Origin of the sequence: Exiguobacterium acetylicum DSM 20416, from assembly GCF_000702605.1 — a bacterium.
GTDB lineage: Bacteria > Bacillota > Bacilli > Exiguobacteriales > Exiguobacteriaceae > Exiguobacterium_A > Exiguobacterium_A acetylicum.
This window is the reverse complement of the sequence record NZ_JNIR01000001.1, coordinates 1,202,647-1,226,981: the sequence shown is the minus strand read 5'-3', so window position 1 is coordinate 1,226,981 and position 24,335 is coordinate 1,202,647. Positions and strand designations below refer to the sequence as shown.

The window sequence follows — 24,335 nt, the reverse complement described above, 5'->3', positions numbered from 1 at the left end:
TTACGAAGCATCTTTGAGTTCTTGATACGGTTGAACACGTGCTGCCAGTTGTGCTGGGATGAAGGCTGCAATGACACCGAACAGAATCGGTAGGGCGAGCGATACGCCAATCAACAACGGCTCATTCCAGGGAACAAGATCGTATAGAACGTAAATCGTCGAGTAGGCGACAATCAGTCCAATGACTCCGGAGATGAGACCGACGAGGAAGCCTTCAAGGACAATCAACTGTCGGATTGCGCCGTTCGTCCAGCCGAGTGCTTTTAGGACGGCGAGCGATGCCCTACGATCGGTGACGTTTTGCCACATGATCTCACCAGTCGTTAAGATAGCGATCGTGATCGCAACACCCATCGTCACGTAATGCATTGGTCCGACTTGCAGGGCAACGAACTGACCGAGCCACGAAGTGTAAAGAACACCCTGTAAATGGAACGTCACGAACAGGAAGAACGTCAAGAGCGCCGTCGGTAGAGCAATCGAGAGGACCGACAAACTGTTCCGCTTCCATTTCCCGATTAGTTCTTTTAGTGCGAGTGTCGCGGTCGAACGAAGCTTCAGTCCGACACGAGCTGCTTTCGCGTATTCACCGGTCTTAATCGCTTCGTACGGTGAGATGCGACGAATCGTCCACGCTGACCACGTCGCACCAGCCAGGTAAATGACGAGACTGAACAGCGCGATCCAAAGAAGACTCCAGCCGTTCATCGCTTCGTTACGGACATACGAGAAGGTCCCTTCGACAATTAAGGCAACCGTAGAGACGAATCCAGCGAGGATCGCTGCCTCGATCAAGACGATTTTGTAGAGGTCCTTCGTCCGCCAGCCGAGTGCGAGTAAAACAGCGAATTCTTTTCTGCGCGCGAGCATCGAAACATAACTCGTCGCGAGGACATAGACGATGGCGACGGCGAGCATTGCGAAGATGACACCGGAGAACCCGACGCTCGTCTCGCGGAAAATCGTCATCGCAGCACCGATATGAACCCATGGTTGTTCGATCCAACCGAGTGTTTTGCCTTGTTCGACGACTTTCGTGACGACGGGTTGCGGGGAAGAGCCCTTAGTGATCGTAGCGACAAGAGCAGGATCTCTCTCGATGGTTGCTTTGATTTGTTGTAAGAGCTGATCTGACTTTTCGTTGAGTGTTTCGCCACCTTTGATTTTTAGACGAATCGATGAGATCGATTTGTTGCCTCGATATTGCTGTGCACTGTCTAGAGTCGTCAACATATTCGGTGAGTTAGTCAGTAATCCGACTGGGTCGCCTGAAGTATTGATAGATTTAGCTGGATTGATTGGTTTTCTATTTGCATCTAAGACCAGATCAGCTGAAGAAGGGCGATATGTCTCCATCGGTAACTCGTTAAGTGGATCTTTTGATACACGAATTTTGTTAGGATCATAAAGTCCGATGACATTCATTGAAAAGCCGGGAGAATAATAAATATCATTCCCGCTACCCATAGTGTCTTTTACTTTTTTTTCTAACGAATGCGTGGAACGATATCCGGTTTTAGGTAAAGCGTTCGTATCCTTTAAAAATGGATTCGTGACTTGAATTTTCTGACTCTCAACTTGGTAGGCATTTGACCAACGCGCGGCAAACGGACTTTTTTCAGATTGGTACGTTAGCGGTCCAGTCGTGATTTCGAGTTGTAAGTAATCAGAAATCGTTGCATCATCTAATCGTGATGATTGAGTATTTTTGGTTGGAGTATTCGTTAAAGTGCTAAAAAATTTTTGCTCAACATCTTTTGAAGAGATCTTAAATTTTTTGATTGTTTTACTTGGAATCTCATTCAACATCTCAAACGCAGGTGTAAAATCCTTTGGAATCTTTGAAAAAAATGTATTTTGTTGTTTTTGTGTATCGAATGGAACATCTAGTCGTTCGATTGAATACTGAAAAGTCCCTTGATTAAATGAATTTGGATTTAAAAGAATGGGAATGGTATTTGAATTCGCTTTTTCGGTAGCTTTATCATTTTTAGTAAAATAGCGACTATTTCCTTTTGAAGGAATGATGCTACGGTCAAGAGCCACTAACTTGGCTTCAGCTTCAGGATCAATTGCTACAAGCAAGCTGAATGTTCGAGGATAGATGATTCGCGACGTAGACTTAGTTGTAAAGACTCCTGGTATATCAGCAATACGTGCGTTTTTATTGCCATTGAAACTATAAACGGCTTCGTCGCTTAGGATTTTTTTCCCGAAACCATTAGGTGATGTCAGCGTTTCTCTCAAACGGTAAAAGCCAGGTTTATTGGGAACGTCCCATTGCTCATCAACGCGTAAGCCAAGTTTGACATAACCCATCACGGCGACGGGTGCAGCAATTTCAATGTCCTGCATTTTCTTGATGGTTTCGTATTGTTTGAAGGAAATTCCACCATCGATTCCATTCAAATAGTTCGGTTCAAGTAAATCATTCGACTCACTTGCAAGCTGACTTGCCTTCGGTCGTACGACGATGTCGTACGCAGACGACCATTTCTTTTGTAATGTTTGTTCGACCGTCCCTTTACTGGAGTCGGTGAGGTTGAACATCAAACTGAGTCCAGCACTAATGATGAGCGCACCGACGAGCGTCAGGATGAATTTTCCGCGCTGCCGACGCCAGTGATTGATGACGAAACGAAGCATATGTAGTCTCCTTTGTATGTTATTGGGAGAGCTGCGTCTTTAAATAACGCGTAAGATCTTGTTCAAAATGGTGAATCGCTTGTGCATCGAGTGCTTCTATTTCTGCTTGCGCCGCGTAGCGAGTGACGAAATAAGGGGAGAGTGGCGTCACCAGATGAATGCGCTCTGTCCAGTCTGTCAATGATTCATGGCTTCGCCGTCTGAGGGCACGTGGTAAGCGTTGATTAAAATCAAATAGCATCAGACGCAATGATTCTTCAGGCGGAGTAAGCACCGATTGAAGATTTATTTGTTGGACATAACTTTCAGGAGATGGTTGGACCCAATGGTTTGCTTCACTTTCAAATTCTCGTGATTGTGATGAACGTCGCTGACGACGAAGAATCCGGTATGCTACGAAAGCAACGAGTACAAGTACAGCGGTGAAGAATAGAAGTTTATTGGAGGAGGATGTGCCTTCTACAACATTCAAAACAGAAAATGGAGGAAGATCCTTTACTTTTCGACCGCGTGGCGTTCCTCCCGTATTTTTACTTTTTTCATCGGACGTTCCCAGATAGACGCCGTCTTCTTTTTCATCAATTTTGTCATCGAAATTACAACTGTTTTTTGTGAAGAATAAATTGGATAAGTCGTTATGATTACATCCCCGAACGATCGTCGTCTCCTGTTCCGAGAAGTCCGCATTCTGAAACGTTTCATACGCGGACTGCGTCGATACCGATAGCAACAGAAAAACGACAATTGAGCCGATGAAGCTCACAATCAGTTTGCTGCGAAACGTTTGCAACGCGAACACCTCCTAAGAGAATGAAACTTAGACACTTTGCACCGTGCGCTTTCGGCGGTCTTCGACGATCCGACCATCCTGCATGAAGAGAATCCGGTCAGCACGTTCCGCGAGTTCCAAATCGTGTGTGACAAATAAAACGCCACACTTGGCTTCACGATGGAGCTCTAGTAACAACTCAAAAATTGCATCACCGGTCACGGAATCGAGATTACCGGTTGGTTCGTCCGCAAGAATCCATTGTGGATGATGAAGCAGGGCACGGGCGATCGCGACCCGTTGTTGTTGACCACCGGATAATTGAGCAGGTAAAGCATTCCGTTTGTCGTCGAGTCCAACCCGTTCGAGTAACTCGAGAATCCGCTCCTCTTGATTGAAGGATGTCTTTTGCTTTAACAAGGCGACCTTTAAGTTCTCAGATACCGTCAGTGCCGGTAATAAGTGAAACTGCTGGAAGATGAAGCCGATCTCTTGCGAGCGGAATTGCGATAACCGTTTGTTCTTCCAAGACGTGATATCCTGCCCGTCATAAAGAATCTGCCCGGACGTCGGGCGATCAAGCGAACCAAGGAGACTCAGGAACGTTGATTTTCCAGACCCGGATGGACCGACGAGTGCCGTTACCTCACTATGCGAAAACTGACCGTTTAGTTGATGCAAGACATCGGTCCGGACACCGCTTCGTTCGAATGTATGCGAAATATCTTGAAAGGTAATATCCATATGACCACTCCTTTTACATAATTTGGTTATGTTCAGTGTATTATTTTTAGAAAATTTTGTCTATTGCGTTTTTATTTCTGATCCAACCACTTTTTTAACATTTATTCATAGTTGGTTCATAACTTCTCCTTATGATCGGATTAATACCAATCAAGGGAGGCATTTAACATGAAACGAACACGCAAGAAATGGTTATGGATCAGTGGAGGGGTCATCCTGGTACTCCTATTAATCGGTTCCACGCTCTTTTTAGGACGAGGAGAGGCACAAGAAACGAAGGAGGTCGTCGAGTCGAAAACATTACAAACATTCTTCTACTTCTCAGGCACGCTTGAAGCGAAAGATCGACAGACGGTCATCAGTGATCGTGATGTCCGTGTCACTGACGTTCGATTTGAAGAAGGGGATACCGTCAAGTCGGGTCAAACGATCATCAGCGTCGAAGGAGGAGAAGATTTCAAGGCACCACGCTCCGGACAACTCGTTCGTCTTGACGTCACGGAAGGCGAAGCGTATGCCCCGAATACCGTCCTTTTCGTTGTTGCAGACAACAAAGCGTTGATCGCTCGTCTGAAAATTGATGAACAAGATATCGAACGGATTGAAGTTGAAGATACGATTGAACTACAGACGGATGCATCTGATAAGACCATCAAAGGAAAGGTCGAATCGATTAGTCCGGAAGCTGTGACGGAAAATGGGAGTACGTATTTCAATGCAAAAGTGTCGGTACCGAGCTCTTCAAACTGGTTACCCGGCATGACGGTCGAGGGACGTTTACCGTATCAACTCGCACAAGATGTACCTGTCTTATCGCTCGATGTCATTTCGTATTCGAAGTCGGATCGTCCGTATGTGTATGTGAAAAAAGACGGGGAAACGACTCGTCAATACATCGAGACGGGCGTGACGGACGGACAAGATATTGAAATCAAGGACGGATTGTCTGCCGGAGACGAAGTCTTCCTGCCGAGTGATGACGGTGGTTCTGGTCTTCTTCCGACTCCACCAGGAGGTGCGTCCTGATGCCGGTCGTTGACTTGCAAGAAATCCAAAAAACTTACGGCGATGGAACCAATCGTCACATCGTCCTCAATCGAGTATCGCTGACGATCGAGGCTGGTGAATATGTGACGATCCTCGGACCTTCGGGTTCAGGAAAATCAACGCTGATGAATATCATCGGATGCCTCGATGTCGCTTCAAACGGCGTCTATCGCTTGCAGGAGCAGCTCGTCCACGATCTATCCGAGGATCAGCTAGCGACGATTCGCAATGAAGAGATTGGCTTCATCTTTCAACAGTTCCAGTTGCTGCCGCGCATGAGCGTCTTACAAAACGTTGAATTACCGCTCATCTATGCCGGCGTCTCGCGCAAAGAGCGCCGCGCGCGCTCGCTTGAAATCTTGGAACGTGTCGGATTGACAGATAAAGCCGATGCCTTACCGAGTCAACTGTCCGGTGGTCAACAACAACGGGTTGCGATCGCACGGGCGCTCGTGACGCGACCGACGATCTTACTCGCCGATGAGCCGACCGGAGCGCTCGATCAAAAGACAGGGAAACAAATCATGGAGTTGTTCGAGAGCCTCTCGGAGGAAGGGAAGACGATCATCATGATTACACACGATGTCAATATTGCTAAGCAAGCCCGCCGGATTATCCGGATCGAGGATGGTCAGGTGACGGAGGTGACGACATGATTCGCGAAACGTTACGGATGGCATGGTCGAATATCTGGCATCATAAGATGCGGTCGTTCTTGACGACGCTTGGTGTCATCATCGGTGTCGCGTCGATCATCGCCTTGATTTCAATCGTCAACGGCGCGACGGCCTCAATCAATGAAGAGGTCGCGTCGTTCGGTGCCAATAAATTAACGGTCCAAACGACAGAGACGCCGTTGAAAGAAGGATTATCACCTGCACAACTGGAAGAGTTAAACACGATTAAAGGAACACGCGGTGTCTCACCGACCGTTTCGACGGTTCGGGACGTCCGTTTCGAAAATCACACGCTCGACCAGGTGACGATCGAAGGACGAAACCACATCTATTACCGGGAATCAGAAGATGTCCCGCAAGGACGTGGTATCGTCATCAGTGATGTGAAACAACAGTCGCATGTCGCCGTCGTCAGTCCGTCCGTCGCCCGGACGCTCTATCCGGGTCAGGTCGCGATTGGGGAGACGATCAAGCTCGATGGACTCGATTACCGGATCGTCGGTGTCAGTAACGCAGATGGCGATCAAATCGTCATTCCCTATACGACGGCATTGCGGACGCTTGGGGTGACAGCCGTTAAGCAAGTGGATATCTTCAAGACGGACGCAGCAGACGTCGCGACCGTCAAACGGGATGTCTCGGCAAAGCTGTATCAGTTCTATAACGGACGCGACGATACGTATGACGTCGTCAGCTTGGATGAAGCACTCGATTCGATTGACCAAATCAATACGATGCTCTCGCTCCTGTTGACGGGTATTGCGTCGATTTCCTTGATCGTCGGCGGAATCGGCATCATGAACATGATGCTCGTCTCGGTCACGGAACGGACGACGGAGATTGGCTTACGAAAAGCACTCGGTGCGAAACCACGTACGATCCGCCTTCAGTTCCTCTTGGAATCGATCTTGCTGTCCTTGATAGGTGGGCTGATCGGGATTCTTGTCGGAGCGATGCTCGCATTTGGCGTCAGTTTGATGATTAGTACACCGTTCACACTCTCCGTGAGCACGATTCTGCTTGCCGCCGGATTCTCGATCGGTGTCGGCGTCTTGTTCGGTTACATGCCGGCGCGAAAGGCATCCCGTTTGAATCCGATTGAAGCCTTACGAAATGTTTAAGTGAAGGAGGAGGACGATGGTAACGATTTTGATTGCCGAAGATGACCGGAATGTCCGTCTACTATTAGGCGAGACACTCCGGTCCGCCGGCTTTACGGTGATTGAATCGAGAGACGGGAAAGACGCACTCGACCAACTGGATCAACAACACGTCGATCTCGTCGTGACGGATGTGATGATGCCGCACGTTTCAGGGATCGAACTGGTTGAGCTGCTGCGTGAATCAGGATACGAACAACCTGTCTTGATGTTGACGGTGCTGGATTCCTTTCAGGATAAGGAAGCCGGGTTCACGACCGGTGCCGATGATTATATGGTCAAGCCGGTTGATTTGGACGAACTGTTACTGCGGATCCGAGCGTTGTTACGCCGGTCAAAGATCGTAGCAGCGCAAGAATTAATCGTGGGTGCCCTGCAACTACGGATGACGGACGCGACGGTCGTAACGCCTCATGGTGAGATACCGTTACCACAGAAGGAGTTTCAACTGCTCTATCGCTTGTTGGCACATCCGAAGCAGATTTTTACACGTCAGCAGTTGATGGACGAGATTTGGGGATATGATGTCGAGACCGACAGTCGGACGGTCGATGTCCACATCAAGCGGTTGCGTGACAAGTTCAGCACTTATGATGATTTTACGATCGAGACGGTCTGGGGACTCGGTTATAAAGTAGTGATCCAGTGAAGCGCTTCATCCGCTCGATCTCCGGTCGCTTTTTCGTCATCCTATTCGGTTTATTGTTACTACCACTGCTGTTACCTTTCATCATGACGGTCTGGTTCCAGTTCCAAGAAATCGATCAAGATCTGAATAATCAATTGCAACAACGAACGGATCAGATTGAACGATTGATGCAAGACCAAAACCTGTCGTTCGCTGAAGCGAGTCAATACATGGATCAGTCTTTGATTCAAACGACACAATACACGTCGCTCAATCAAGTACAGTCATTATCGGCGTCAGAACGTAACCAGTTACAGCAAAAAGGAGAAATTACGATCGATGGGGCGTGGCTCGAACCGTCGCAATACATTCGCCAAACGGAGACAGGATATCTCGTCTCGACACCGATTGCCGGACAACGCATCCTTGACGGATTACGAACGTCAGCTGGAATCGGTATCGTCATCACGATCGGCGTCGCCTTCATCCTGACCTGGCTTGCCGTCACGCTCGTGACACGACGGATTCGTAGCATCAGTGAAGCGGCGATTGAAGTGACGAACGGGAACTATGATGTCTCGATCAAGGAAGGTGGAAATGATGAGGTCGCACTCCTCGTTGAAAACTTCAACCACATGACCGAAGCACTACGACGAAACGACCATCTCGCAAAAGATCTCGTCGCCTCGATCTCGCATGAGCTGAAGACACCGATTGCTTCGATTCAAGGATTTTCTAGGTTGTTACAGACAGAAGAAAACTCGGATAAACGGCAGCAGTACTTGACGATCATGGAGCAAGAGAGCACCCGTCTATCACGCTTGACGTCAAATCTCGTCCGCTTATCGCGGCTTGATCATCAGACGATCATCGAGCGGAAACGGTATCGCCTTGATGAACAACTTCGGACATGTCTTTTACTACTGGAACGACAGTGGACGGAGAAATCACTTCGACTGGAGCTTGATTTACCAGAAGTGTCCGTCGAGTGGGAAGAGGAACTGATGCAGCACGTCTGGCTCAATCTGCTTGAGAACGCGATTCGGTTTTCGCCGGAATCGGGAGTGTTAGAAGTGACCTTAAGCGAAGGAAAAAACATTCGCGTCACGATCCGCGATGAAGGACCAGGAATCGCAGAACAGGATTTACCGTACGTGTTCGATCGCTTTTATCAGGGCGAACAGTCACGAGCGAATGAAGGACATGGTCTTGGATTATCGATCGTTAAACGAATCATTGATTTACATGACGGTGAGTTAACGATTAGGAATCATTCGGAGCAAGGCGCAATCGTGACCGTTACGTTGATGGTCCACGAGACGCGTGAATGATGTCAGACGAAAAGGAGCGCAGACTTACACGATGTTATCGTGAAGTGTGGCGCTCCTTTTCATTTGGTTACGTCATCAATTTGAATTCAGCTTAGTTGTCTAGCGTGATATGAATTCTTTGTAATTGTTTTTGTAAAATTGTTCTTTCCAAATAGTCGCCCGCGTCTTGCATGGTTTTAAAGGCATGAGGACTAAAGATTTTAGCACCGTCCTTGAGCCAGTTCGAGCGATACAAGTCGTGTGCTTCACTTCTTGATAAGAAGATACCATCCTCGATTTCGACATCATCGTCTACTCCGAACTGAAAGCCGCAACAAGAACAAAGTTCGAACGAAGCGTCACCATTTTCATAATAAGCAACGTCGTCCATTCGGTCATATCCGCAGACGGGACATGTGTATTTCATGAAAGCACCTCATTGCTCAAGAATCTTTTGATACTTGTATCCTTTTAAGATATCTGTTTGATCCGTATAGGTCCAGTCAGCGATGGACTGGTCGGGATGCGACTCAAAATAATGATTGAGGACATCACGCCCTAACATGTAGTTACTCCAGCGAGGAATCTCTTTTTGTTCGTTACCTAGAACGAAGTCGAGTTGTGATACTTCATGGCTGTTGACGAGATGCACGACATGTTTCTTTGTTGCTTCATCCATCTCGACATTCCAAGGAATGGAAACGTCTTCGACGATTCGGTCGGCAAAGGCATCTGCCTTTCCTTCGACGATGACGGAATTGAGAGTCGTATTTAAACTAAAATCGGGTGTATCCATGAGGACTAAGTGATGATATTCGTGTGCCGTCGTATATGCTAAGACGTCTTGAGCGTAGTTTGGATCCAGGTAAAGAATGAAAGCATCTTTATAGGCTGCTCCTGTCACACCTTTCATCGGCTGGATATCGAGAGAGGATTCAGGATTAATGGGGGCGACAATAATGGTACTTTTCTTTTTGGGAAGAATTTTATGTGAAGCGATGTAATTGTTTTTGATGATTTTTTTAATGTTGTCCTGCTGTTTCATCAAGTTCTCGATTTTATCGAGTAGCTCTTGTTCGTATACGGTTGATTGCAACATCAGAGAACCTTTTAAGTCGGCTGTCGCGAACTGCTCCTTTTCCCCGATTTTGTCGATATAGCTTAAGACATATTTCGCATAATTCTTTTTATCTACTTCAGGATCATTTGTTTTTAAGGACGCTTGTAGATATTTTTTGTATGGTTCATAGAGAAAAACAATGTTCAATGTACTTTCGTCATCAATTTTTACAGATTCAGATTGTACTTTTGTACTCTTTGACATCATTTTAGTAGTAGGCTGTGTTGTCTTTTGCTCTTCTGTACAAGCGGATAAAAGCAGAAGGGGAGCGGTTAAAAGTACTATCAGTGATTTATTCAAGATACGTTCATCCTCCTCTTTTTATAATGTAAAACCATCTGCTGTTCAATCCTCTTTCGCCATATGATCAATGATGATTGGATCGCTGTAGGACAAGATGTAAAAATCCTGTTCATGCGTTCTGATGGCAAATAAGTGCAAGTCTCCCCGTTCCGTATAAATTTCCTTCGTTTTCATATACTTTGCAGCGAACTCTCCAAATATCGATTCTTTTGACTTCACGACTGGATATGGATTGCGAAGCTTCTCGTCGATGATGCCATGCTCTTGCAATGTCCCTAGAAAAACAGCGTACTTTTCAAAACGCATCAAAAAGTAATCACGCGAAGGATCGTCAATCAAAAGTTTGAATGTTTCGTCAGCTCCATAAAAATAGAAATCAATCGCATAATGGTCGTTTGCCTTTAACGACATCGTATCCAGTTCGAGATCATATTCTTCAGTCGTCAGTAAAAAATCGAGATCAATAATCTTCAAAAAAGTCACTCCTTTGTGATGAACGAGGTCGACGAACATTATTTTATCGAAGATTGATCGATGAACCACTTATCCCCATGTTCCGCGATGAAACGATATTCGGCACGATAATGTGTATCGTGACCTTCTTCTTTCATCTTGATGAAGGCAGCATCGCCGTCCGCAGCTCTTTGATCAATCAACAGATACAGGGCTTCGACACGCAACAATAATAGGGATCGCAGTTCGGAACGCGGTCCTTCATAACCATACGCATCAAGGAATCGACTCACCCGCTCGGAGAAGCTTGCGTCATCTTGCTCTGGTGAATAATCAAGAACGAATCCGTCAGGTGCTTGCCGTCTGCTGCTGAGCGGAACGAACGTATAGAGCGCATAGACGATATCCCACGCACGCGGACCGGGTGCCGCGAGATCAAAGTCAATTACGCCACTCAGTTTTTGATCCTCAAAAATTGTATTGTAAACGGCAAAATCGTTGTGACACATGACTTCGTGTGGACTCGGGGTATTGAGCAACGGTGCCCAGTCCGGTGAGACGTCAAAGTCGACCGTCGCGTCATGGTACTTGCGCATCAGACGCGCGACATCGTCTAGCACGTCGTCTTGCCACATGTATGCCTTTAGCGGATAATCTGCCGTTTCCCCAGGAAGATAGGTTAATATTTCTCGCCCTTGTTCGTCGATGCCGATAAAGCGGGGAACACCAGATAACTGTTTAACTTCCAAGTGGCGCAATAACCGTTGGACGTTTTTGCTGTTCTCTTTTTGTGAGCGATAGACATAGTTTCCTTTTTTATAGACAGTGGAGACATTTCCGCCAGTCAATCGTTGTTCTTCAGACATCATCGTTCCTACTTTCTTTGTTTCATTTGTGATTGCTTACCTATTGGCTCGTCATTATGAATCCGTTTAAAAGAAGCGGATTGTCTTTGCCACGAGACGGGAATCGACTATCAAAAAGCCGAAAGAAGGTCGATTCTCATGCTGGCGTTTTTCATCGTATTTAAGAATATGTACCACGTGCTACGAATCCTCTTTAAGCAACAGGAACAGCAAGCCGTCATGGGGTCCGTCGTCTTTTTACTTGCGATCGGGATGTTCTTTTATCATGGCGTCGAGTCACTTGGGTATCTCGATGCGCTCTATTTGTCGGTCATGACGTTGACGACGGTCGGGTACGGTGATCTACACCCCGTGACACCGCTCGGTAAGATTTTCTCGATGGGATATGTCTTACTTGGGATCGGCATGATCAGTGCCTTGATTGCGAACTTCAACCGTGCGTTACGTCAACATCATGGTGTCGACACACCACCAAAAAAAGAATCAAACGAGTGATTCGTGATGTGTTCGAGGAATGCTTCGACGTCTTCCGTCGAACGAAGATGAACGATTTGGTCGGCCTCATGGGGAGCTGGCGGCTCAATCCGTTGTCGTTGATAGATGTCGTGGTACGACGCATTGCCACGGATCTCCCGTCCATCGCGTGTCGAATGGGTTAGTCGGTCTGTAATGGTCGTTTCAGGTAAATCGAACCAGACGAGGATCGAGCGGAACATCGAACGGGGAAATTGATCTAACAGTTGCTGACGTCCGGTGCGCAAGGCGTTGGCATTACATAAGATGATCGTCTCGAGGGAAGAAGCGACTGCTTGTTTAATCAACCATCCCGTCAAGTCATGTTTGACGTGATTCGGTCCTTCTGTTGGGACAAGTTCCGGATAATGATCGAGCAAAAAACGCGCTTGGAGATCCTGATCGAGGACAAGGCTTGCTGGTAGCCGTTGAGCAAGCTGTCGGGCGAACGTCGTTTTCCCGGCATGAGTCGGACCGATCGTCATCAGGACGGTCCTCATGATGTCAGTTGTTCTTCCGGTAAGCGATCGGTAAGAATCTGCGCGAGCCACTCTTCCTTCGTCCCGAAGCAGGGAGTCGTTTGGCCAATATGATAAAACGTACTCGCTAACGGTCCAGTGAAGTAGGTCGCGTCTGGCATACATAAGTAGATGGGGCGATTTGTCGCGAGCGCAATTCCAAGTTCGACATGGCTACTTTTTCCTGACGGCAACACGAGGACAAAGACATCTGCTTGCTGCACGGCTTCGAACTCCGCAAGACCGATTTGACGAAGTGCTTGAGGATCCTCTGCCCGATCATTCATCGTCCAGTCATATGTTAAGTCGTGACCACGCAAGCGGAGTTCATCGCGGAGCCAGCGAACGGTCAACGTGTGGTCAAAGCGAGAAGCGATATAGAGTTTCATTCTCCGTACATCCTCCTTTTTTATCTCTCTGTGTCCCATCCTATCGAATTCATTCATTCAAGAAAAGGGAATTATAAGAAAAAATTGAAAAAAATGAAACTTTTTAAATGTGTCGCGTATCTAAAATGTGTCGCGTATCTAATAGGGAAGTGATTGCAAAAAAGGAGGATGCCGATGTGTTTCGAAAGTCAGGTCCAGCATTATCGGACGCTGCTTTTGAAGCAGCTTTATTCGCAGAAGAAGACTATGTGTACCGTATTTCCTTCATTTATCTGAAAGAGGAGGCGGCAGCGCTTGAGAACGTGCAAGAGGTCGCGTACCGGGCATGGCGCGCGCGAAAGAGTCTACGGGATGCTGCGTATTTTAAGACATGGTTGACGCGCATCACGATGAATTGCGCTTTCCAGCAACATCGAGCGTCGTTTCAGCCGCTCGCGATCGAATCCAGTCAAACGACGTCGTTTGAAGAGCGTCTTGTTGATCGATTGTACCTGGACGATTTACTAGAAGTCCTCGAGCCGACCGAGCGCTCGATCGTCTACTTCCGGTATGAAGAAGATTTGTCACTGCAAGAGATTGCGCAAGCATTCAACGTGCCACTTAGTACAGTTAAAAGTACGTTGTACCGCGCGCTCGAGAAAGTACGACGACAGAAGGGGATGAGTCTATGAATCACGAGCCAAAATTCTTGATCGACGTACCGTCATCCGTCAGGCAACGAACAATTCAGGGCATCCGTAAAGCAAAACGGTGCCGGCGCTCGGTACAAGCTGTTTGCCTTGCTGCCGGTCTGACGATCATCGGCTTTAGTTCCTTGCAAGAGACCGTTCCCGAACAATCATCGCAATCGATGAGGGTCGGCATGTATTATGATGAACAGTTTTACACAGTAGCCAAAAAAATCACGGATCAAGACTGGCAACAATTGAAAGGGAAACGACTTGGTGTCACGGATGATGTCTTGACCGATACGCAACTAGAACAGGACACATCTGATTTTGCGTCGAACCTTGACGCGTTTACCGTCTATCAAATCAAGGATGATCCGGTATCTGAGCACGTGTTAGTCGTCGGTGAGGAAGAAGGTCGAGAACGGGTGATGATTTTGTCACCCACACGATAAGGAGGAAGAGAAAGATGAACATCCGGTCTTGGACAGAAGACGATCTACCGCAATTGGTCGGATTACTGACGCAACTCGGTTATCCGGCAAGCGAGAACGAGTTACGCGAACGATTTTCGCGGGTCACCCGTCATTCGGATTATGACTTGCTTGTACTAGAAGAAGACAGGATCCTTCTCGGTTGCGTCGGTCTGTTTCAGGCGCAAGCGTTCGAGCATGATACGACCTATGTCCGAATCGTGGCTTTCGTCGTCAACGCGACGTATCGTCGGCGGGGAATCGGTCGCCGCTTGATCCAAGCAGCGGAAGACTGGGCCAAAGCGAGAGGCGCAACTGCCGTCTTACTGAACAGTGGCAATCGACCGGAACGCGAAGCAGCCCATCGCTTTTATCAAGCGATGGGCTACGGCGTGACGAGTACGAGTTATTCGAAATCATTGCCTTTATCATAATTGACGGAACCCATGGAAAACGCGGAAACCTTGCTCTTCGTAAAAAGAAGCAGATTGACGGGTTGCCAGTAAATCAATTCGTGTCGGATAAGTGTGCTTCAGATGATTGAGTAACTTTCGTCCGTAGCCACGCTTGCGTGCGCCGCGACTGACGAGGAGCTCACAGACGAACGTCGTCACCGAACCGTCCGTCAAAGCGCGGACATAGGCAAGGATTTTTCCGTCAGACTCAAGGACGAAAGCCGCATTCGAATTCATCCAGGCGTTGCGCGTCCGCTCTTGATCAGCGATGAGATCCTGCCATCCTTCTAATGCGTTCAATCGATGAATCTGCTCAAAATCGTCAAGTTGGAAACGACGGATCTTTTCAGTCATGGCTGGTTCTCCTTTCGTATCAGGTCTTGGAGTGGAGCAGGTAACTGGCGCCAGTCCGAAAATTGCGTATCGGTCAACGGAACATCGCCTGTGCGCTTCCATATCGTCTGCATACCGAGTGCGCGTGCCGGTAAGATGTCGTGGTCGTAATGGTCGCCGACATAAAGGACTTCGTCCGGGCGAACACCTAAACGGTCCGTTAGTTGCAAGAAAAATGCCGGATTCGGTTTACGGACGCCTTCTTGTTCCGAGATCCCGATCTGTGTAAAGGAGGGAGACAGTCCGATCGCGTCACAGACGGCACGTTGGAACGTCGTCCGACCGTTCGACAGTAAACCGATGGGTAGCTCGGACGATAATTGCGCAAAAAAGTCGTCGACTCCCGGAAAGCTCCTTGCGAAGATCGGGTAACGCGTCACGTAGTCCTGTAGCAGTATTTCAACAGAAAGCGACAACTGGAAGCGACGAATCATTTCGGCATAGACGACGTCCTTCCAGACCCGCCCGCCTTGATCAAGCAATAAGAACGTCGCGATGTAGTCGGTGATCGGAACATGCGACACTTCACGAAAACGTTGATGCTGATCCCGAAGGAAATGTGGGAGAGAACTGGACCGGTCATGTAACGTCTCGTCTAAATCAAACAATAAAGCACGAATCAAGGTAAACACCATCTTTCAAAGTATAGAGGAGTGATTATAATGGAACGATGTATTCAAGTACTGGGAAAACAAGTGACGTATTATGATGACGGTTCGACAGGTCGACCGTTGTTACTATTGCCATCCCTCGGTGGGACATACCAGGACTGGTCAGACATTTTGACGAAACTAACGCCGGACTACCGGGTCGTCACCTTCCATCCGCATGAGTGGTCGGAAGATTATATGAACGGGACGACCGGCATCTTACGGCAAATCGAACAGTTCCTGAACGCGACGAATATTACGACTCCGGTCACGCTCGTCGGACATTCTTACGGTGGACTCGTCGCGCAAGCTTTCGCCTTACAATATCCGGAACGTGTAGCTGGACTCGTCCTCGTGGATGCGACATCCGTTGACTTAGCAGAACTCGATCAGCTCGATACACCGACACTCGATCAAGAAGGGGATGACGCAGTCTGGATCGACCGGTTCGAAGAACTATCAAAAGCAACTGATTTACGTGACCGTTTCCCGGACGGGGATGACCGTACGGATTGGAACCCAGCATATTACCGGTCGATGCATGCGATCATCACGCAGTGGAAAGCTGATGCGAAAGATCTTCAACCACTCATGCGCGATCTCGGTGTCCCGTTAACGGTTCTTGGACGGGACAAAGCGCAGTCGATCGAGACGATGTTGGCTGCTGGTTTTCCGAAAGATGAACTGGAACGGATGGAAGAAAAATGGCAGGAATTGATTCGACGACAGGCGAATCTATCTTATCAGGCGAACGTGACGTTCGTTCCGGGAACGTCGCACATGATGCATCATGATCGTCCGGACGTCATTGCAGAAGCCATATTGACACTACATCAACCGAAGGAGTTTACTGTATGACACGCATGTACGTATTACATGGATTAATGGGAACGGCAACGACACACTTTGCACCACAGCTATCTGCTTTAGCGGATGAGTTTACATTTATTCCGATTGATCTGCCTGGTCACGGAATGACGACGGAGCCAGCAACGGAGGATTACTTATCACAAGCAACACGTGCCATCCGTGAACGGATGGCACAGGAAGGTCCAGGGTGGATTCTCGGCTTGTCGCTTGGGGCGACGCTTGCGATGAAATTGGCACTCGAGCCACCTGACGAACTCGAAGGTGTTATCGTGACGGGTTATTCACCGTTCATTCCGGAAGCGATGGAACCGTTGATGCACGAGCAACGGGACTATTTTCTTAACATCGACCAGCATGCACCGGACATTGCGCTTCAGTTCGAAAAACTGCATGGTCCGACTTGGAAAACGACGGCACGAGCAGTCCTCGATTTGATGACGTTCCGTTTCCCAACAATGACGGAAACGATGTTGCAGTCGATCACGCTTCCAGTCGTCATCCTAAACGGGACGAATGAGGACTACGAAGTCGACGCAACCGCGTTCGTTGCGGCACACGTGCCGAACGTCATCGTCTTACCGGTCGAGGGAGCCGGGCATACAGCGAATCTCGATCAACCGGAACGCTTCAACGCCTTACTGCTTCAGGCGCACCAATCGATGCTGACGACTTAAGCGTTCGTTCACCTTCTCTTGATACATCTGCTCATCTGCCTCATGCAGGACGTCGTCGACACGGCGTCCTGTTGTCGTATGAACAGCGCCGATTGCAAGTTCAATCTCGTGCGTCGCGAACGTCGAGCGGACGTGTTCGACGAACGCTTCAAACGTCTCAATCGATGGACTACTGTCGATCAAGACGAATTCATCACCACCGATTCGGTAGCCATGATCTGTCAAGCGGCGGATGCAGAGTCCTGTTTGTTCAAGCAAGGCATCACCGACCGCATGACCGAACCGGTCGTTGAGCTCTTTTAGTTCATTCAAGTCAAGCAGAATCAACCCATACGTCTTCTCTTGATCGAGCTTGCGGACAGCCTCGTTGAAGGCGTGTCGATTACCGAGCCGCGTTAAGGAATCAATCCGGTATTGATCGAGCAATGCCTGTTGTGATTTCAACTGCTCGTCAATGTTGCGGATCACACCTTGAATGGCAACGATCTGTCCATTTTCGCGAATCGGCGTCGCATATTCTTCGAACCAGACATACGTTTCGTCATTCGTCCGCCAGCGTTGCCGAAACGGCTGCTCGTAGTCACAATCGCCCGAAATCTTCGACATCAAGACTTCGACGTCTTCCGGATGAATGCGTGCGAAACACTCGTCTGGATCCATGTAGCTGGCTGCTGCCACGCCTTTCCCCATATGGTCATCGAGGGAAGGACTGATATAACGAAACCGATATTCCGGCTGCACTTCGAACACGTAGAAGATATCTTTACACAATGCGATCGTATCCGGCTGTTGCTGGCGGAATAACCGGAAACTGATCAACATTAGAAGACCACCTACAATCAATCCCAATACAAATATGACGTCCACCTCCTCTACTCATCGACCATCATATCATAATTGGGTTTTATTCCCTGTAATTTACAAAAAACACGCTACTCCAATCGTAGCGTGTTTTTTGATTAGTCTAGCTCAATGAAGACACGAAATCCTCGGCTTGCATAATAGGAATCCGCCCCGTTGTGATAGATGAACGTTGTCTCATAACGACGGTCTCCGAACAAGGCGCCGCCTTTATGACGAATTGCGTCCGGTGTCGCAAGCCAACTGGAGGTTTTTTCGTCAAACGAAAACTGCGTCTGCAATTCTTGATACTGCTCTGGTGTTAAGAGGTGCACCTCTAGCTTCTCAATCATCGACTCGACACTTGCTGCCGGCGTATTTTTCTTTCGACCGAGTCGAGCGGACTCATCCAAACAGACACTTCGGCGACCTGAGGGACTTTCTTTGGCAGTGTCGATGATGACGAATCTTCCTTCCATTTTTAAGACGTTCGGCTTGCCGCCCGTCTCTTCCATCCAAGCAAGTGCTGCTCGTTTCGATGACGTCAGACGTGATTCGACCTCGTCATACGAAGGACCATCGTGCAGGTCAGAAGTAGCTTCAAAGCGGTCACGAAACATCGTTAATGGTTCCTCCATCGGTAAAACCTCACTTTCCTAGTTCCTTTTTTCCATTATTCAATGAATTCGCTTCCAATGCAATCGTACAGAGACTGAATAAGTCAATCTGAAGACAATTGACAAATGAAATCGGACTGCCTACACTAATTGTACATATCCGGTTTCTGTCGCGATCGCGCGCACAGGAATGACATTTAGGAGAGGAGCCAACCGTTTGCGCTGGATCAGTTATGCGGCTGTCGTGACGATTCTTTCGTTCTTAGCGTTCACGGCGTATTCGTTCTTGACGACGATCGATTTTGAAATCGTCTATCAGTTCGGAACGTTTGCGATGACGTTATCCTATTTTATCTTTGGTTTACCGATGTTATGGATTGTTCGCCACTATCCGTTAACTCTTCGTCTACTCATTTACGTGACGACGAGTGCCGTCGTCTTGTTTCTATTCATCGGTCTATATGAAGCGTGGCACGAAGCTTCGCTATCTCCCTTACCACCGATCGGCAGCATGATTCAGTTCACGGCTCTTGCCTGTCTGTTGTTCGTTTTACCGTACGAGATCATCTATCGCAAAAATTTCGTTTCCATTCAACCACGTGTTTCTTGACAGTATTCTTGTTCCTCAAGAATACTGTTTTTTATTTCCTTTCATTTTGAAGGAATTCCCAATAAATTCTTGAATAGTACGTTATCACGAATAAATGGAGGGTTACATATGGAAGGCACATTTCAATGTAAACAGATGGGGAAATCATTTTCAGGAGACGGTGTCGAGACACATGCGTTACAAGATATCGACGTGACACTCGAAGCGGGTGATTTTATCTCGATTATCGGACCATCTGGTTCTGGAAAGTCGACGTTACTCAGTCTAATCGGAACGCTCGATCGTCCGACGAGCGGGGAGTTGCACTATGACGGGAAACCGATCAACAAATTAAACAGCAAAGAATTATCCGACTTCCGGTTCGAAAACATCGGCTTCATCTTCCAGCAGTTTCATTTGATTCCGACGCTGACGGCGCTTGAGAATGTCATGGCGCCACTGTTCGGTCGAAAAGTACCATACGATAAAAAAGAACGCGCCGAGCAGTTACTCGCGCAAGTGGGTCTCGCCGATAAAACGGGCAGTTTGCCGTCGCAACTCTCTGGTGGACAACAACAACGGGTTGCTGTTGCCCGCGCACTTGTCCATGAACCGAAATGGTTACTTGCCGATGAGCCGACAGGGAACCTCGATACGGATACGGGGGAAATCATCTTCAATCTCTTACGGTCGTTGAACGAAGAGAAGGGCTGCGGCGTCTTGTTCGTCACCCACGATCCGGCACTTGCGGAACGAGCGAACCGGACGATTGAGATGCGAGATGGCGTCATCATCGAAGATCGTCTCGTTCGTGTCTGAGCCTCGTTTTTGAACTCCTTTCCATCACCCTTTACACTAATAGGGTAGAGGAGGAATGTGTGATGCGACTTGGAATACTCGATCAAGTACCGTTACATGAAGGCGATACGGTCGAAGCGACGATGGAAGCGACGGAACGACTCGTCTTAGAAGCCGAGCGACTCGGTTATGAACGGTACTGGTTCGCAGAACATCATAATACGAACGGGTTGCTCAGTGCGGCACCGGAACTGTTCATCGCCCGAATGGGTGCGCAGACCGAGACAATCAAGCTTGGATCAGGAGGGATACTGTTACCGCAATATCATCCGCTGAAAGTCGCCGAGAGTTTTGCGACACTTGATGCGTTTTATCCGGGGCGAATCGAACTTGGAATCGGCAATTCGCCAGGTGGGAGTGAGCGGACACGACTTGCGTTGACGGATGGAGAAGAAAACCGAGCGACTGAGTTTAGTCGACTTGTCAATGAAACGGCGGGCTTCTTGACAGACAGTCTATCGAATCGACACCCGTACCGGATCGTCAAGACGACACCGCGTGACCGACAACCGTCGCCAATTTCAATCCTGGGTCTGTCGCCACGTAGTGCGCGGATTGCAGCAGAACAAGACCGTGGTCTCGTGTTTGGTCACTTCATTAATCCGGATCGTTGGGAAGAGACGCTTTCGACATATCGCGAAGCAGGCGGGAAGAACGTCATCGTCTGTGTCTTCGTCATCTGTGCCCCGACACAAGAAGAAGCAGAGCGTCTCGCTCGGACACAAGATGCCTGGATTCAAGGCGTCCGACTCGGGAATTCAATCGTTCCGTCGTTTACGACGACAGAAGCAAAGGTCTGGAATGACGTACAAACGGAGCGGATTCGCAAAGATCGACGGCGGGCGATCGTTGGGACACCGGACATCGTCGAACGTGAACTGAAGGCTTTAGCAACGCGTTATCAAACGGATCAGTTTTTACTGATCAATAATGCCTTTGATCAAAAAAAGCGATTGCAATCGTACCAGCTCATCGCGGAACGACTACTTTAAACATAACAAGATCCCTCATTATCCAAACGGCTAATGAGGGGTCTTGTCTACAAATCTAGATTTAATTAACGTTGAGCGGTTGGACGGATCAAGATCTCGTTGATCGCGACATCCTCTGGCTCGTTAACGGCATAAGCGATGGCACGCGCAATCGCACTCGCATCGATGGCTTTTAAGTCACCGATTCCTTGTTTGATCTCTTCATCCGAGATATGGTCCTTCAGTTCTGTATCGACCGCTCCCGGTGAGATGATTGTTGCGCGGATATGATTGTCGACCGATTCTTCCTTGCGGAGACCTTCCGTGATCGCACGAACGGCGAATTTCGTACCGCTATAGACGGCGCTTGACGGCATGACTTCATGACCTGCGACGGACGAGATATTGATGACGTGTCCGCTTTTTTGCTCACGCATGTACGGCAAGACTGCGCCAATCCCGTGTAGGACACCCTTGATGTTGACGTCGACCATCGTGTTCCATTCGTCTTGCTGATTCTTATGGAGGTGTGATAGTGGCATCAATCCAGCATTGTTGATAATGACATCAACAGAACCGAACTTGTCTTTCGCAAGTTTAGCGAGTGCATCGACTTGCTCGCGATCAGTGACATCCGTCACTTGATAGACGGCTTGACCACCTTCTGCTTCAACGGCTTTGACGAGTTCTTGTAAACGATCTTCCCGACGTGCGGCAAGAACGAGTCTAGCGCCTTGTTTTGCAAGTTCTTTAGCGGTTGCTTCCCCAATCCCGCTTGATGCTCCTGTAATGATGACGACTTTATCTTGAATCATCTGAACTCCTCCTTCTGAATAACGTACTATTTGAAAGGTATTGCCGCTTTTGTTGATTTGAAAACATTGTGTAGGAGGTTGCCTCGTGAAACAACAAACGTTTATTGGAATATTGCTGATTAGTTTAGGGTTACTCTTCTCACTGGATCCATTCCGCCATCAACCACCAGCACCTGACGTGACGATTGAAAATCGTGAAGCAAAGGTCTACTTAGGAACCTATACGTGGTCTGGATTTTTTTAGGGGAGACGTCTGATGTAAAGGTCGGACCAGTTGCACAAGTAAAAAAGAAACAAGGTGAACGTGTTGCACCAGAAGAACAGATGTCAATTCTTTTTCAAAGTGGTCCCTATCCGAAATCTGTCGCCGTTGAACTGTGGTCGATTACAGATGGAAAAAAGCTTGAGACGTTTCAGGACGTCGAAAATATCACTTTGCCAACGACCCCTGGAAAATATGTCTACCAGATCAAAGCGGGGTGGAAAGAAGTAAACGGTTATTTTACCGTTCCGATCGAAGTAGAGTGATCATTTTCAAAAAACGTATTGACGAAGTATACGAGAGATGATAAATGAATTAGATTATTGACTTCTTTTTAGTTGAAAGAGGTCTTTTTTCGTTAAATATAGTAAATAATCCACTTGTTTCGTTGATTATAGTCTGAATAATCAGAATGTATGAACATTTTAACAAAAGTGTATGTAAATGTTTCGGGTTCGAATGAACGGGAATAAACACATCATACACATAATAGTTCATGTGTTGAATCACCTAGGTGAAAGAAATTAACAATCGTAAAGGAGAGGTGCAGATGAATGGGTTCAATCGATTCTTACTCGTCATCATAGGCATACTCGGACTCGTCAGTGTCGGGCTGCTTGTGCTCGGTGTGTATGATGTTCCACGGCTCAGTTCGTTAATCGAGCAGTGGCAGGATCAGCAATGGTATAGCTATACCGTTCTATCCATCGGAGGATTTTTAGCATTCGTATTCGTCATTCTATTATTCACAGGATTATTCAGCCGCTCAAAAGGTCAACGTCTGTTGATCCAAACGGGTGACGGAACGATCACGATTTCGAAGGAAACGATCGAACGGACGGCGTTAGAGTCGATTCGTGGGATTGGTGGCGTACGGACACCGCGTGTCCACGCCGATATCCATTCGAAAAAAGAGACGGTCGCCTTGAAAGTCGACTGCTCGGTCTTCGGACAAGAAGGATTACCAACGATTGCGAAGGATATTCAAGAACGTGCTAAACAAGCCGTCGAATCCTTACTTGAGTTGCCGGTAACGAGTACGAAAGTCACGATCAGTGACACGAAAACGAAAACATCGGAACGTGTCGTCTAAAGGAGGAGAGGGAACATGAAGACAAGAGAAGCACTCTATCCGTATCGGTTTCGACTGATCGGAGGACTTGCCGGTCTGATCCTCGCCGTCTTATTCTTGACGATCGGCTTCGGTCCGACAATCCTTATCGTAGCCTTCGCGGCGATCGGATTCTTGATTGGAAAATGGCGCGATGGTGCGCTCGATATTGAAGGGTGGATTCAGTTCTTTCAACGGGACTGATTCATATATAACTTACTAAACATTCAAAGGAGAGATTTCAAATGACAAACGAAGTAAACACAACAACTCAAAACGAAGTGGTACGCGAAAATAAATTGACGTTCGAAGATCAAGTCATCAAAAAAATCGCTGGGATTGCGTCAAACGAAGTGACAGGTATCTTGTCAATGAGTGGTGGATTCATGAGTGGACTGACGGATCGTCTCCGGAGCACGGAAGACATCACAAAAGGAATCGGCGCTGAAGTCGGAGAACGCCAAGTCGCACTCGATTTAAAAGTCATCGTTGAATACGGTAAAAACATTCCGTCGATCTTCCAAGAGACGGTCGCTAAAATCAAAAAATCAATCAGCGACATGACTGGTCTTGAAGTCGTCGAAGTCAATATGCACGTCGAGGACGTCATGACACGTGCTGAATTTGAAGCAAAAAATAAATCAAACAATGAACAAGAAGAAAAGAACCGCGAATTGCAATAAGCAAGTCAAAAGATCCGACAAACTCGTCGGGTCTTTTTTCATGTATTCATCAACTAACGTAATTCTCATAAGGAACGGTTAGATGGGGTACGATCGATATAGGAATGATCATTTGTTAAGGAGGCATCACATCTTTGAATCAAAACGAATCGTATTATATGTGTTCTGTATGTGGATGGGATAAACTCGAAAACCCGCCATATTATGAACACTTTGCGGGGAGTAATGAAATTTGTTCATGCTGTGGTTTCGAATTCGGTGTA

Annotated in this window: 33 protein-coding genes; 19 read left to right on the top strand and 14 right to left on the bottom strand. The window is 47.7% G+C overall.

Going from position 1 to position 24,335, the window contains the following annotated elements; translation table 11 throughout:
• Genes P401_RS0106660 through P401_RS0106650 form a run of 3 tightly spaced genes read right to left on the bottom strand, consistent with a single transcriptional unit; the run spans position 1 to position 4,159 of the window.
• Positions 1-2,646 carry an ABC transporter permease gene (locus P401_RS0106660; RefSeq protein WP_029341789.1) on the bottom strand — a complete coding sequence of 882 codons (2,646 nt, stop codon included), beginning with the start codon at positions 2,644-2,646 and terminating at the stop codon, positions 1-3.
• Positions 2,647-2,665: 19 nt separating this feature from the next.
• On the bottom strand, positions 2,666-3,436 hold the full coding sequence (locus tag P401_RS0106655) for a hypothetical protein (protein ID WP_029341788.1): 771 nt from the start codon (positions 3,434-3,436) through the stop codon (positions 2,666-2,668).
• Between the two features lie 27 nt (positions 3,437-3,463).
• A complete protein-coding gene (locus P401_RS0106650; protein WP_029341787.1) occupies positions 3,464-4,159 on the bottom strand; it encodes an ABC transporter ATP-binding protein in 696 nt (231 codons plus the stop codon).
• Positions 4,160-4,327: 168 nt separating this feature from the next.
• On the opposite strand from P401_RS0106650, the gene P401_RS0106645 reads away from it, so the two are divergent.
• The 5 genes from P401_RS0106645 to P401_RS0106625 are packed head-to-tail and all read left to right on the top strand — an operon-like array spanning position 4,328 to position 9,002.
• Positions 4,328-5,185 carry an efflux RND transporter periplasmic adaptor subunit gene (locus P401_RS0106645; RefSeq protein ID WP_029341786.1) on the top strand — a complete coding sequence of 286 codons (858 nt, stop codon included), beginning with the start codon at positions 4,328-4,330 and terminating at the stop codon, positions 5,183-5,185.
• Positions 5,185-5,862: an ABC transporter ATP-binding protein gene (locus P401_RS0106640; protein WP_029341785.1), complete on the top strand. Its 678-nt coding sequence runs from the start codon at positions 5,185-5,187 to the stop codon at positions 5,860-5,862. The genes P401_RS0106645 and P401_RS0106640 overlap by 1 nt, the downstream gene beginning before the upstream one ends.
• Positions 5,859-7,004, top strand: coding sequence for an ABC transporter permease (locus tag P401_RS0106635; protein ID WP_029341784.1), 1,146 nt, complete (start codon positions 5,859-5,861; stop codon positions 7,002-7,004). Before P401_RS0106640 ends, P401_RS0106635 begins: the two co-directional genes overlap by 4 nt.
• Before the next feature lie 16 nt (positions 7,005-7,020).
• Positions 7,021-7,692, top strand: a complete 672-nt coding sequence (locus P401_RS0106630) for a response regulator transcription factor (RefSeq protein WP_029341783.1) — start codon at positions 7,021-7,023, stop codon at positions 7,690-7,692.
• Positions 7,689-9,002: a HAMP domain-containing sensor histidine kinase gene (locus P401_RS0106625; RefSeq protein WP_051656273.1), complete on the top strand. Its 1,314-nt coding sequence runs from the start codon at positions 7,689-7,691 to the stop codon at positions 9,000-9,002. Before P401_RS0106630 ends, P401_RS0106625 begins: the two co-directional genes overlap by 4 nt.
• Positions 9,003-9,093: 91 nt before the next feature.
• Here the strand turns inward: P401_RS0106625 and P401_RS0106620 are convergent, their stop codons facing one another.
• The 4 genes from P401_RS0106620 to P401_RS0106605 form a co-directional block, all read right to left on the bottom strand.
• Positions 9,094-9,408, bottom strand: coding sequence for a hypothetical protein (locus P401_RS0106620; protein WP_029341781.1), 315 nt, complete (start codon positions 9,406-9,408; stop codon positions 9,094-9,096).
• 9 nt (positions 9,409-9,417) lie between these two features.
• On the bottom strand, positions 9,418-10,248 hold the full coding sequence (locus P401_RS0106615) for a DUF2268 domain-containing putative Zn-dependent protease (RefSeq protein ID WP_236627086.1): 831 nt from the start codon (positions 10,246-10,248) through the stop codon (positions 9,418-9,420).
• 198 nt (positions 10,249-10,446) lie between these two features.
• Positions 10,447-10,878, bottom strand: a complete 432-nt coding sequence (locus tag P401_RS0106610) for a hypothetical protein (RefSeq protein ID WP_152548183.1) — start codon at positions 10,876-10,878, stop codon at positions 10,447-10,449.
• 38 nt (positions 10,879-10,916) lie between these two features.
• Entirely contained in the window at positions 10,917-11,723 is an 807-nt protein-coding gene (locus P401_RS0106605; RefSeq protein ID WP_029341778.1) for a phosphotransferase, read from the bottom strand.
• A gap of 138 nt (positions 11,724-11,861) precedes the next feature.
• On the opposite strand from P401_RS0106605, the gene P401_RS0106600 reads away from it, so the two are divergent.
• Entirely contained in the window at positions 11,862-12,218 is a 357-nt protein-coding gene (locus tag P401_RS0106600; RefSeq protein WP_029341777.1) for a potassium channel family protein, read from the top strand.
• Here the strand turns inward: P401_RS0106600 and P401_RS0106595 are convergent.
• Positions 12,176-12,721: an ATP-binding protein gene (locus P401_RS0106595; protein WP_029341776.1), complete on the bottom strand. Its 546-nt coding sequence runs from the start codon at positions 12,719-12,721 to the stop codon at positions 12,176-12,178. The two genes, P401_RS0106600 and P401_RS0106595, sit on opposite strands and share 43 nt — an antisense overlap.
• Positions 12,722-12,732: 11 nt before the next feature.
• Positions 12,733-13,143, bottom strand: a complete 411-nt coding sequence (locus P401_RS18550) for a TIR domain-containing protein (RefSeq protein WP_034786003.1) — start codon at positions 13,141-13,143, stop codon at positions 12,733-12,735.
• A 176-nt stretch (positions 13,144-13,319) separates the two neighbouring features.
• Between P401_RS18550 and P401_RS0106585 the strand changes: the two genes are divergently transcribed.
• Genes P401_RS0106585 through P401_RS0106575 form a run of 3 tightly spaced genes read left to right on the top strand, consistent with a single transcriptional unit; the run spans position 13,320 to position 14,718 of the window.
• The gene (locus P401_RS0106585) at positions 13,320-13,814 is read left to right on the top strand and encodes a sigma-70 family RNA polymerase sigma factor (RefSeq protein WP_029341774.1); all 495 of its coding nucleotides are present in this window, start codon (positions 13,320-13,322) and stop codon (positions 13,812-13,814) included.
• Positions 13,811-14,266: a type 2 periplasmic-binding domain-containing protein gene (locus tag P401_RS0106580; protein WP_029341773.1), complete on the top strand. Its 456-nt coding sequence runs from the start codon at positions 13,811-13,813 to the stop codon at positions 14,264-14,266. Before P401_RS0106585 ends, P401_RS0106580 begins: the two co-directional genes overlap by 4 nt.
• Before the next feature lie 14 nt (positions 14,267-14,280).
• A complete protein-coding gene (locus tag P401_RS0106575; RefSeq protein WP_029341772.1) occupies positions 14,281-14,718 on the top strand; it encodes a GNAT family N-acetyltransferase in 438 nt (145 codons plus the stop codon).
• Here the strand turns inward: P401_RS0106575 and P401_RS0106570 are convergent.
• Both P401_RS0106570 and P401_RS0106565 read right to left on the bottom strand, forming a co-directional pair.
• Positions 14,713-15,093: a GNAT family N-acetyltransferase gene (locus P401_RS0106570; protein ID WP_029341771.1), complete on the bottom strand. Its 381-nt coding sequence runs from the start codon at positions 15,091-15,093 to the stop codon at positions 14,713-14,715. The two genes, P401_RS0106575 and P401_RS0106570, sit on opposite strands and share 6 nt — an antisense overlap.
• Entirely contained in the window at positions 15,090-15,767 is a 678-nt protein-coding gene (locus P401_RS0106565) for an HAD family hydrolase (protein WP_081834716.1), read from the bottom strand. Before P401_RS0106565 ends, P401_RS0106570 begins: the two co-directional genes overlap by 4 nt.
• Before the next feature lie 27 nt (positions 15,768-15,794).
• On the opposite strand from P401_RS0106565, the gene P401_RS0106560 reads away from it, so the two are divergent.
• The gene (locus tag P401_RS0106560; RefSeq protein WP_029341769.1) at positions 15,795-16,640 is read left to right on the top strand and encodes an alpha/beta fold hydrolase; all 846 of its coding nucleotides are present in this window, start codon (positions 15,795-15,797) and stop codon (positions 16,638-16,640) included.
• Positions 16,637-17,326 carry an alpha/beta fold hydrolase gene (locus tag P401_RS0106555; protein ID WP_051656270.1) on the top strand — a complete coding sequence of 230 codons (690 nt, stop codon included), beginning with the start codon at positions 16,637-16,639 and terminating at the stop codon, positions 17,324-17,326. The genes P401_RS0106560 and P401_RS0106555 overlap by 4 nt, the downstream gene beginning before the upstream one ends.
• Here P401_RS0106555 and P401_RS0106550 read toward each other — a convergent pair.
• Together P401_RS0106550 and P401_RS0106545 are read right to left on the bottom strand one after the other, a co-directional pair.
• Positions 17,288-18,148, bottom strand: coding sequence for a sensor domain-containing diguanylate cyclase (locus P401_RS0106550; protein ID WP_029341767.1), 861 nt, complete (start codon positions 18,146-18,148; stop codon positions 17,288-17,290). The genes P401_RS0106555 and P401_RS0106550 overlap by 39 nt on opposite strands.
• Positions 18,149-18,285: 137 nt before the next feature.
• Positions 18,286-18,804: a DUF4256 domain-containing protein gene (locus P401_RS0106545; protein WP_029341766.1), complete on the bottom strand. Its 519-nt coding sequence runs from the start codon at positions 18,802-18,804 to the stop codon at positions 18,286-18,288.
• A gap of 196 nt (positions 18,805-19,000) precedes the next feature.
• Between P401_RS0106545 and P401_RS0106540 the strand changes: the two genes are divergently transcribed.
• The 3 genes from P401_RS0106540 to P401_RS0106530 all read left to right on the top strand — a co-directional run bounded on the left by P401_RS0106540 (position 19,001) and on the right by P401_RS0106530 (position 21,222).
• Positions 19,001-19,393: a hypothetical protein gene (locus P401_RS0106540; protein WP_029341765.1), complete on the top strand. Its 393-nt coding sequence runs from the start codon at positions 19,001-19,003 to the stop codon at positions 19,391-19,393.
• A 108-nt stretch (positions 19,394-19,501) separates the two neighbouring features.
• A complete protein-coding gene (locus P401_RS0106535; protein ID WP_029341764.1) occupies positions 19,502-20,191 on the top strand; it encodes an ABC transporter ATP-binding protein in 690 nt (229 codons plus the stop codon).
• A gap of 62 nt (positions 20,192-20,253) precedes the next feature.
• Positions 20,254-21,222 (top strand): LLM class flavin-dependent oxidoreductase, encoded by a 969-nt coding sequence (locus P401_RS0106530; protein ID WP_029341763.1) that lies wholly within the window; start codon positions 20,254-20,256, stop codon positions 21,220-21,222.
• Positions 21,223-21,287: 65 nt separating this feature from the next.
• Here P401_RS0106530 and P401_RS0106525 read toward each other — a convergent pair whose 3' ends face one another.
• Positions 21,288-22,016, bottom strand: a complete 729-nt coding sequence (locus tag P401_RS0106525) for an SDR family oxidoreductase (protein ID WP_029341762.1) — start codon at positions 22,014-22,016, stop codon at positions 21,288-21,290.
• A gap of 85 nt (positions 22,017-22,101) precedes the next feature.
• Here P401_RS0106525 and P401_RS18545 point away from each other — a divergent pair, with 85 nt between their 5' ends.
• The 5 genes from P401_RS18545 (at position 22,102) to P401_RS0106500 (ending at position 24,072) form a co-directional block, all read left to right on the top strand.
• Positions 22,102-22,260 (top strand): hypothetical protein, encoded by a 159-nt coding sequence (locus tag P401_RS18545; protein ID WP_160171456.1) that lies wholly within the window; start codon positions 22,102-22,104, stop codon positions 22,258-22,260.
• Positions 22,242-22,544, top strand: coding sequence for a hypothetical protein (locus P401_RS0106515; protein ID WP_029341761.1), 303 nt, complete (start codon positions 22,242-22,244; stop codon positions 22,542-22,544). The genes P401_RS18545 and P401_RS0106515 overlap by 19 nt, the downstream gene beginning before the upstream one ends.
• Before the next feature lie 284 nt (positions 22,545-22,828).
• On the top strand, positions 22,829-23,371 hold the full coding sequence (gene amaP / locus P401_RS0106510; RefSeq protein WP_023468372.1) for an alkaline shock response membrane anchor protein AmaP: 543 nt from the start codon (positions 22,829-22,831) through the stop codon (positions 23,369-23,371).
• 15 nt (positions 23,372-23,386) lie between these two features.
• Positions 23,387-23,593: a DUF2273 domain-containing protein gene (locus P401_RS0106505; protein WP_029341760.1), complete on the top strand. Its 207-nt coding sequence runs from the start codon at positions 23,387-23,389 to the stop codon at positions 23,591-23,593.
• A 41-nt stretch (positions 23,594-23,634) separates the two neighbouring features.
• On the top strand, positions 23,635-24,072 hold the full coding sequence (locus P401_RS0106500; protein WP_029341759.1) for an Asp23/Gls24 family envelope stress response protein: 438 nt from the start codon (positions 23,635-23,637) through the stop codon (positions 24,070-24,072).
• The last annotated feature ends 263 nt before the right edge of the window (positions 24,073-24,335 follow it).

What these genes read in the sequence shown, in the direction of transcription:
- P401_RS0106545 (WP_029341766.1), bottom strand. Translation starts at nt 18,804, where the DNA reads ATGGAGGAACCATTAACGATGTTTCGTGACCGCTTTGAAGCTACTTCT.
- P401_RS0106605 (WP_029341778.1), bottom strand. Translation starts at nt 11,723, where the DNA reads ATGTCTGAAGAACAACGATTGACTGGCGGAAATGTCTCCACTGTCTAT.
- P401_RS0106645 (WP_029341786.1), top strand. Translation starts at nt 4,328, where the DNA reads ATGAAACGAACACGCAAGAAATGGTTATGGATCAGTGGAGGGGTCATC.
- P401_RS0106535 (WP_029341764.1), top strand. Translation starts at nt 19,502, where the DNA reads ATGGAAGGCACATTTCAATGTAAACAGATGGGGAAATCATTTTCAGGA.
- P401_RS0106575 (WP_029341772.1), top strand. Translation starts at nt 14,281, where the DNA reads ATGAACATCCGGTCTTGGACAGAAGACGATCTACCGCAATTGGTCGGA.
- P401_RS18550 (WP_034786003.1), bottom strand. Translation starts at nt 13,143, where the DNA reads ATGAAACTCTATATCGCTTCTCGCTTTGACCACACGTTGACCGTTCGC.
- P401_RS0106660 (WP_029341789.1), bottom strand. Translation starts at nt 2,646, where the DNA reads ATGCTTCGTTTCGTCATCAATCACTGGCGTCGGCAGCGCGGAAAATTC.
- P401_RS0106630 (WP_029341783.1), top strand. Translation starts at nt 7,021, where the DNA reads ATGGTAACGATTTTGATTGCCGAAGATGACCGGAATGTCCGTCTACTA.
- amaP (WP_023468372.1), top strand. Translation starts at nt 22,829, where the DNA reads ATGAATGGGTTCAATCGATTCTTACTCGTCATCATAGGCATACTCGGA.
- P401_RS0106600 (WP_029341777.1), top strand. Translation starts at nt 11,862, where the DNA reads ATGCTGGCGTTTTTCATCGTATTTAAGAATATGTACCACGTGCTACGA.
- P401_RS0106500 (WP_029341759.1), top strand. Translation starts at nt 23,635, where the DNA reads ATGACAAACGAAGTAAACACAACAACTCAAAACGAAGTGGTACGCGAA.
- P401_RS0106620 (WP_029341781.1), bottom strand. Translation starts at nt 9,408, where the DNA reads ATGAAATACACATGTCCCGTCTGCGGATATGACCGAATGGACGACGTT.
- P401_RS0106505 (WP_029341760.1), top strand. Translation starts at nt 23,387, where the DNA reads ATGAAGACAAGAGAAGCACTCTATCCGTATCGGTTTCGACTGATCGGA.
- P401_RS0106580 (WP_029341773.1), top strand. Translation starts at nt 13,811, where the DNA reads ATGAATCACGAGCCAAAATTCTTGATCGACGTACCGTCATCCGTCAGG.
- P401_RS0106560 (WP_029341769.1), top strand. Translation starts at nt 15,795, where the DNA reads ATGGAACGATGTATTCAAGTACTGGGAAAACAAGTGACGTATTATGAT.
- P401_RS0106635 (WP_029341784.1), top strand. Translation starts at nt 5,859, where the DNA reads ATGATTCGCGAAACGTTACGGATGGCATGGTCGAATATCTGGCATCAT.
- P401_RS0106570 (WP_029341771.1), bottom strand. Translation starts at nt 15,093, where the DNA reads ATGACTGAAAAGATCCGTCGTTTCCAACTTGACGATTTTGAGCAGATT.
- P401_RS0106650 (WP_029341787.1), bottom strand. Translation starts at nt 4,159, where the DNA reads ATGGATATTACCTTTCAAGATATTTCGCATACATTCGAACGAAGCGGT.
- P401_RS0106640 (WP_029341785.1), top strand. Translation starts at nt 5,185, where the DNA reads ATGCCGGTCGTTGACTTGCAAGAAATCCAAAAAACTTACGGCGATGGA.
- P401_RS0106530 (WP_029341763.1), top strand. Translation starts at nt 20,254, where the DNA reads ATGCGACTTGGAATACTCGATCAAGTACCGTTACATGAAGGCGATACG.
- P401_RS0106595 (WP_029341776.1), bottom strand. Translation starts at nt 12,721, where the DNA reads ATGACGATCGGTCCGACTCATGCCGGGAAAACGACGTTCGCCCGACAG.
- P401_RS0106565 (WP_081834716.1), bottom strand. Translation starts at nt 15,767, where the DNA reads ATGGTGTTTACCTTGATTCGTGCTTTATTGTTTGATTTAGACGAGACG.
- P401_RS0106525 (WP_029341762.1), bottom strand. Translation starts at nt 22,016, where the DNA reads ATGATTCAAGATAAAGTCGTCATCATTACAGGAGCATCAAGCGGGATT.
- P401_RS0106550 (WP_029341767.1), bottom strand. Translation starts at nt 18,148, where the DNA reads ATGTTGATCAGTTTCCGGTTATTCCGCCAGCAACAGCCGGATACGATC.
- P401_RS0106555 (WP_051656270.1), top strand. Translation starts at nt 16,637, where the DNA reads ATGACACGCATGTACGTATTACATGGATTAATGGGAACGGCAACGACA.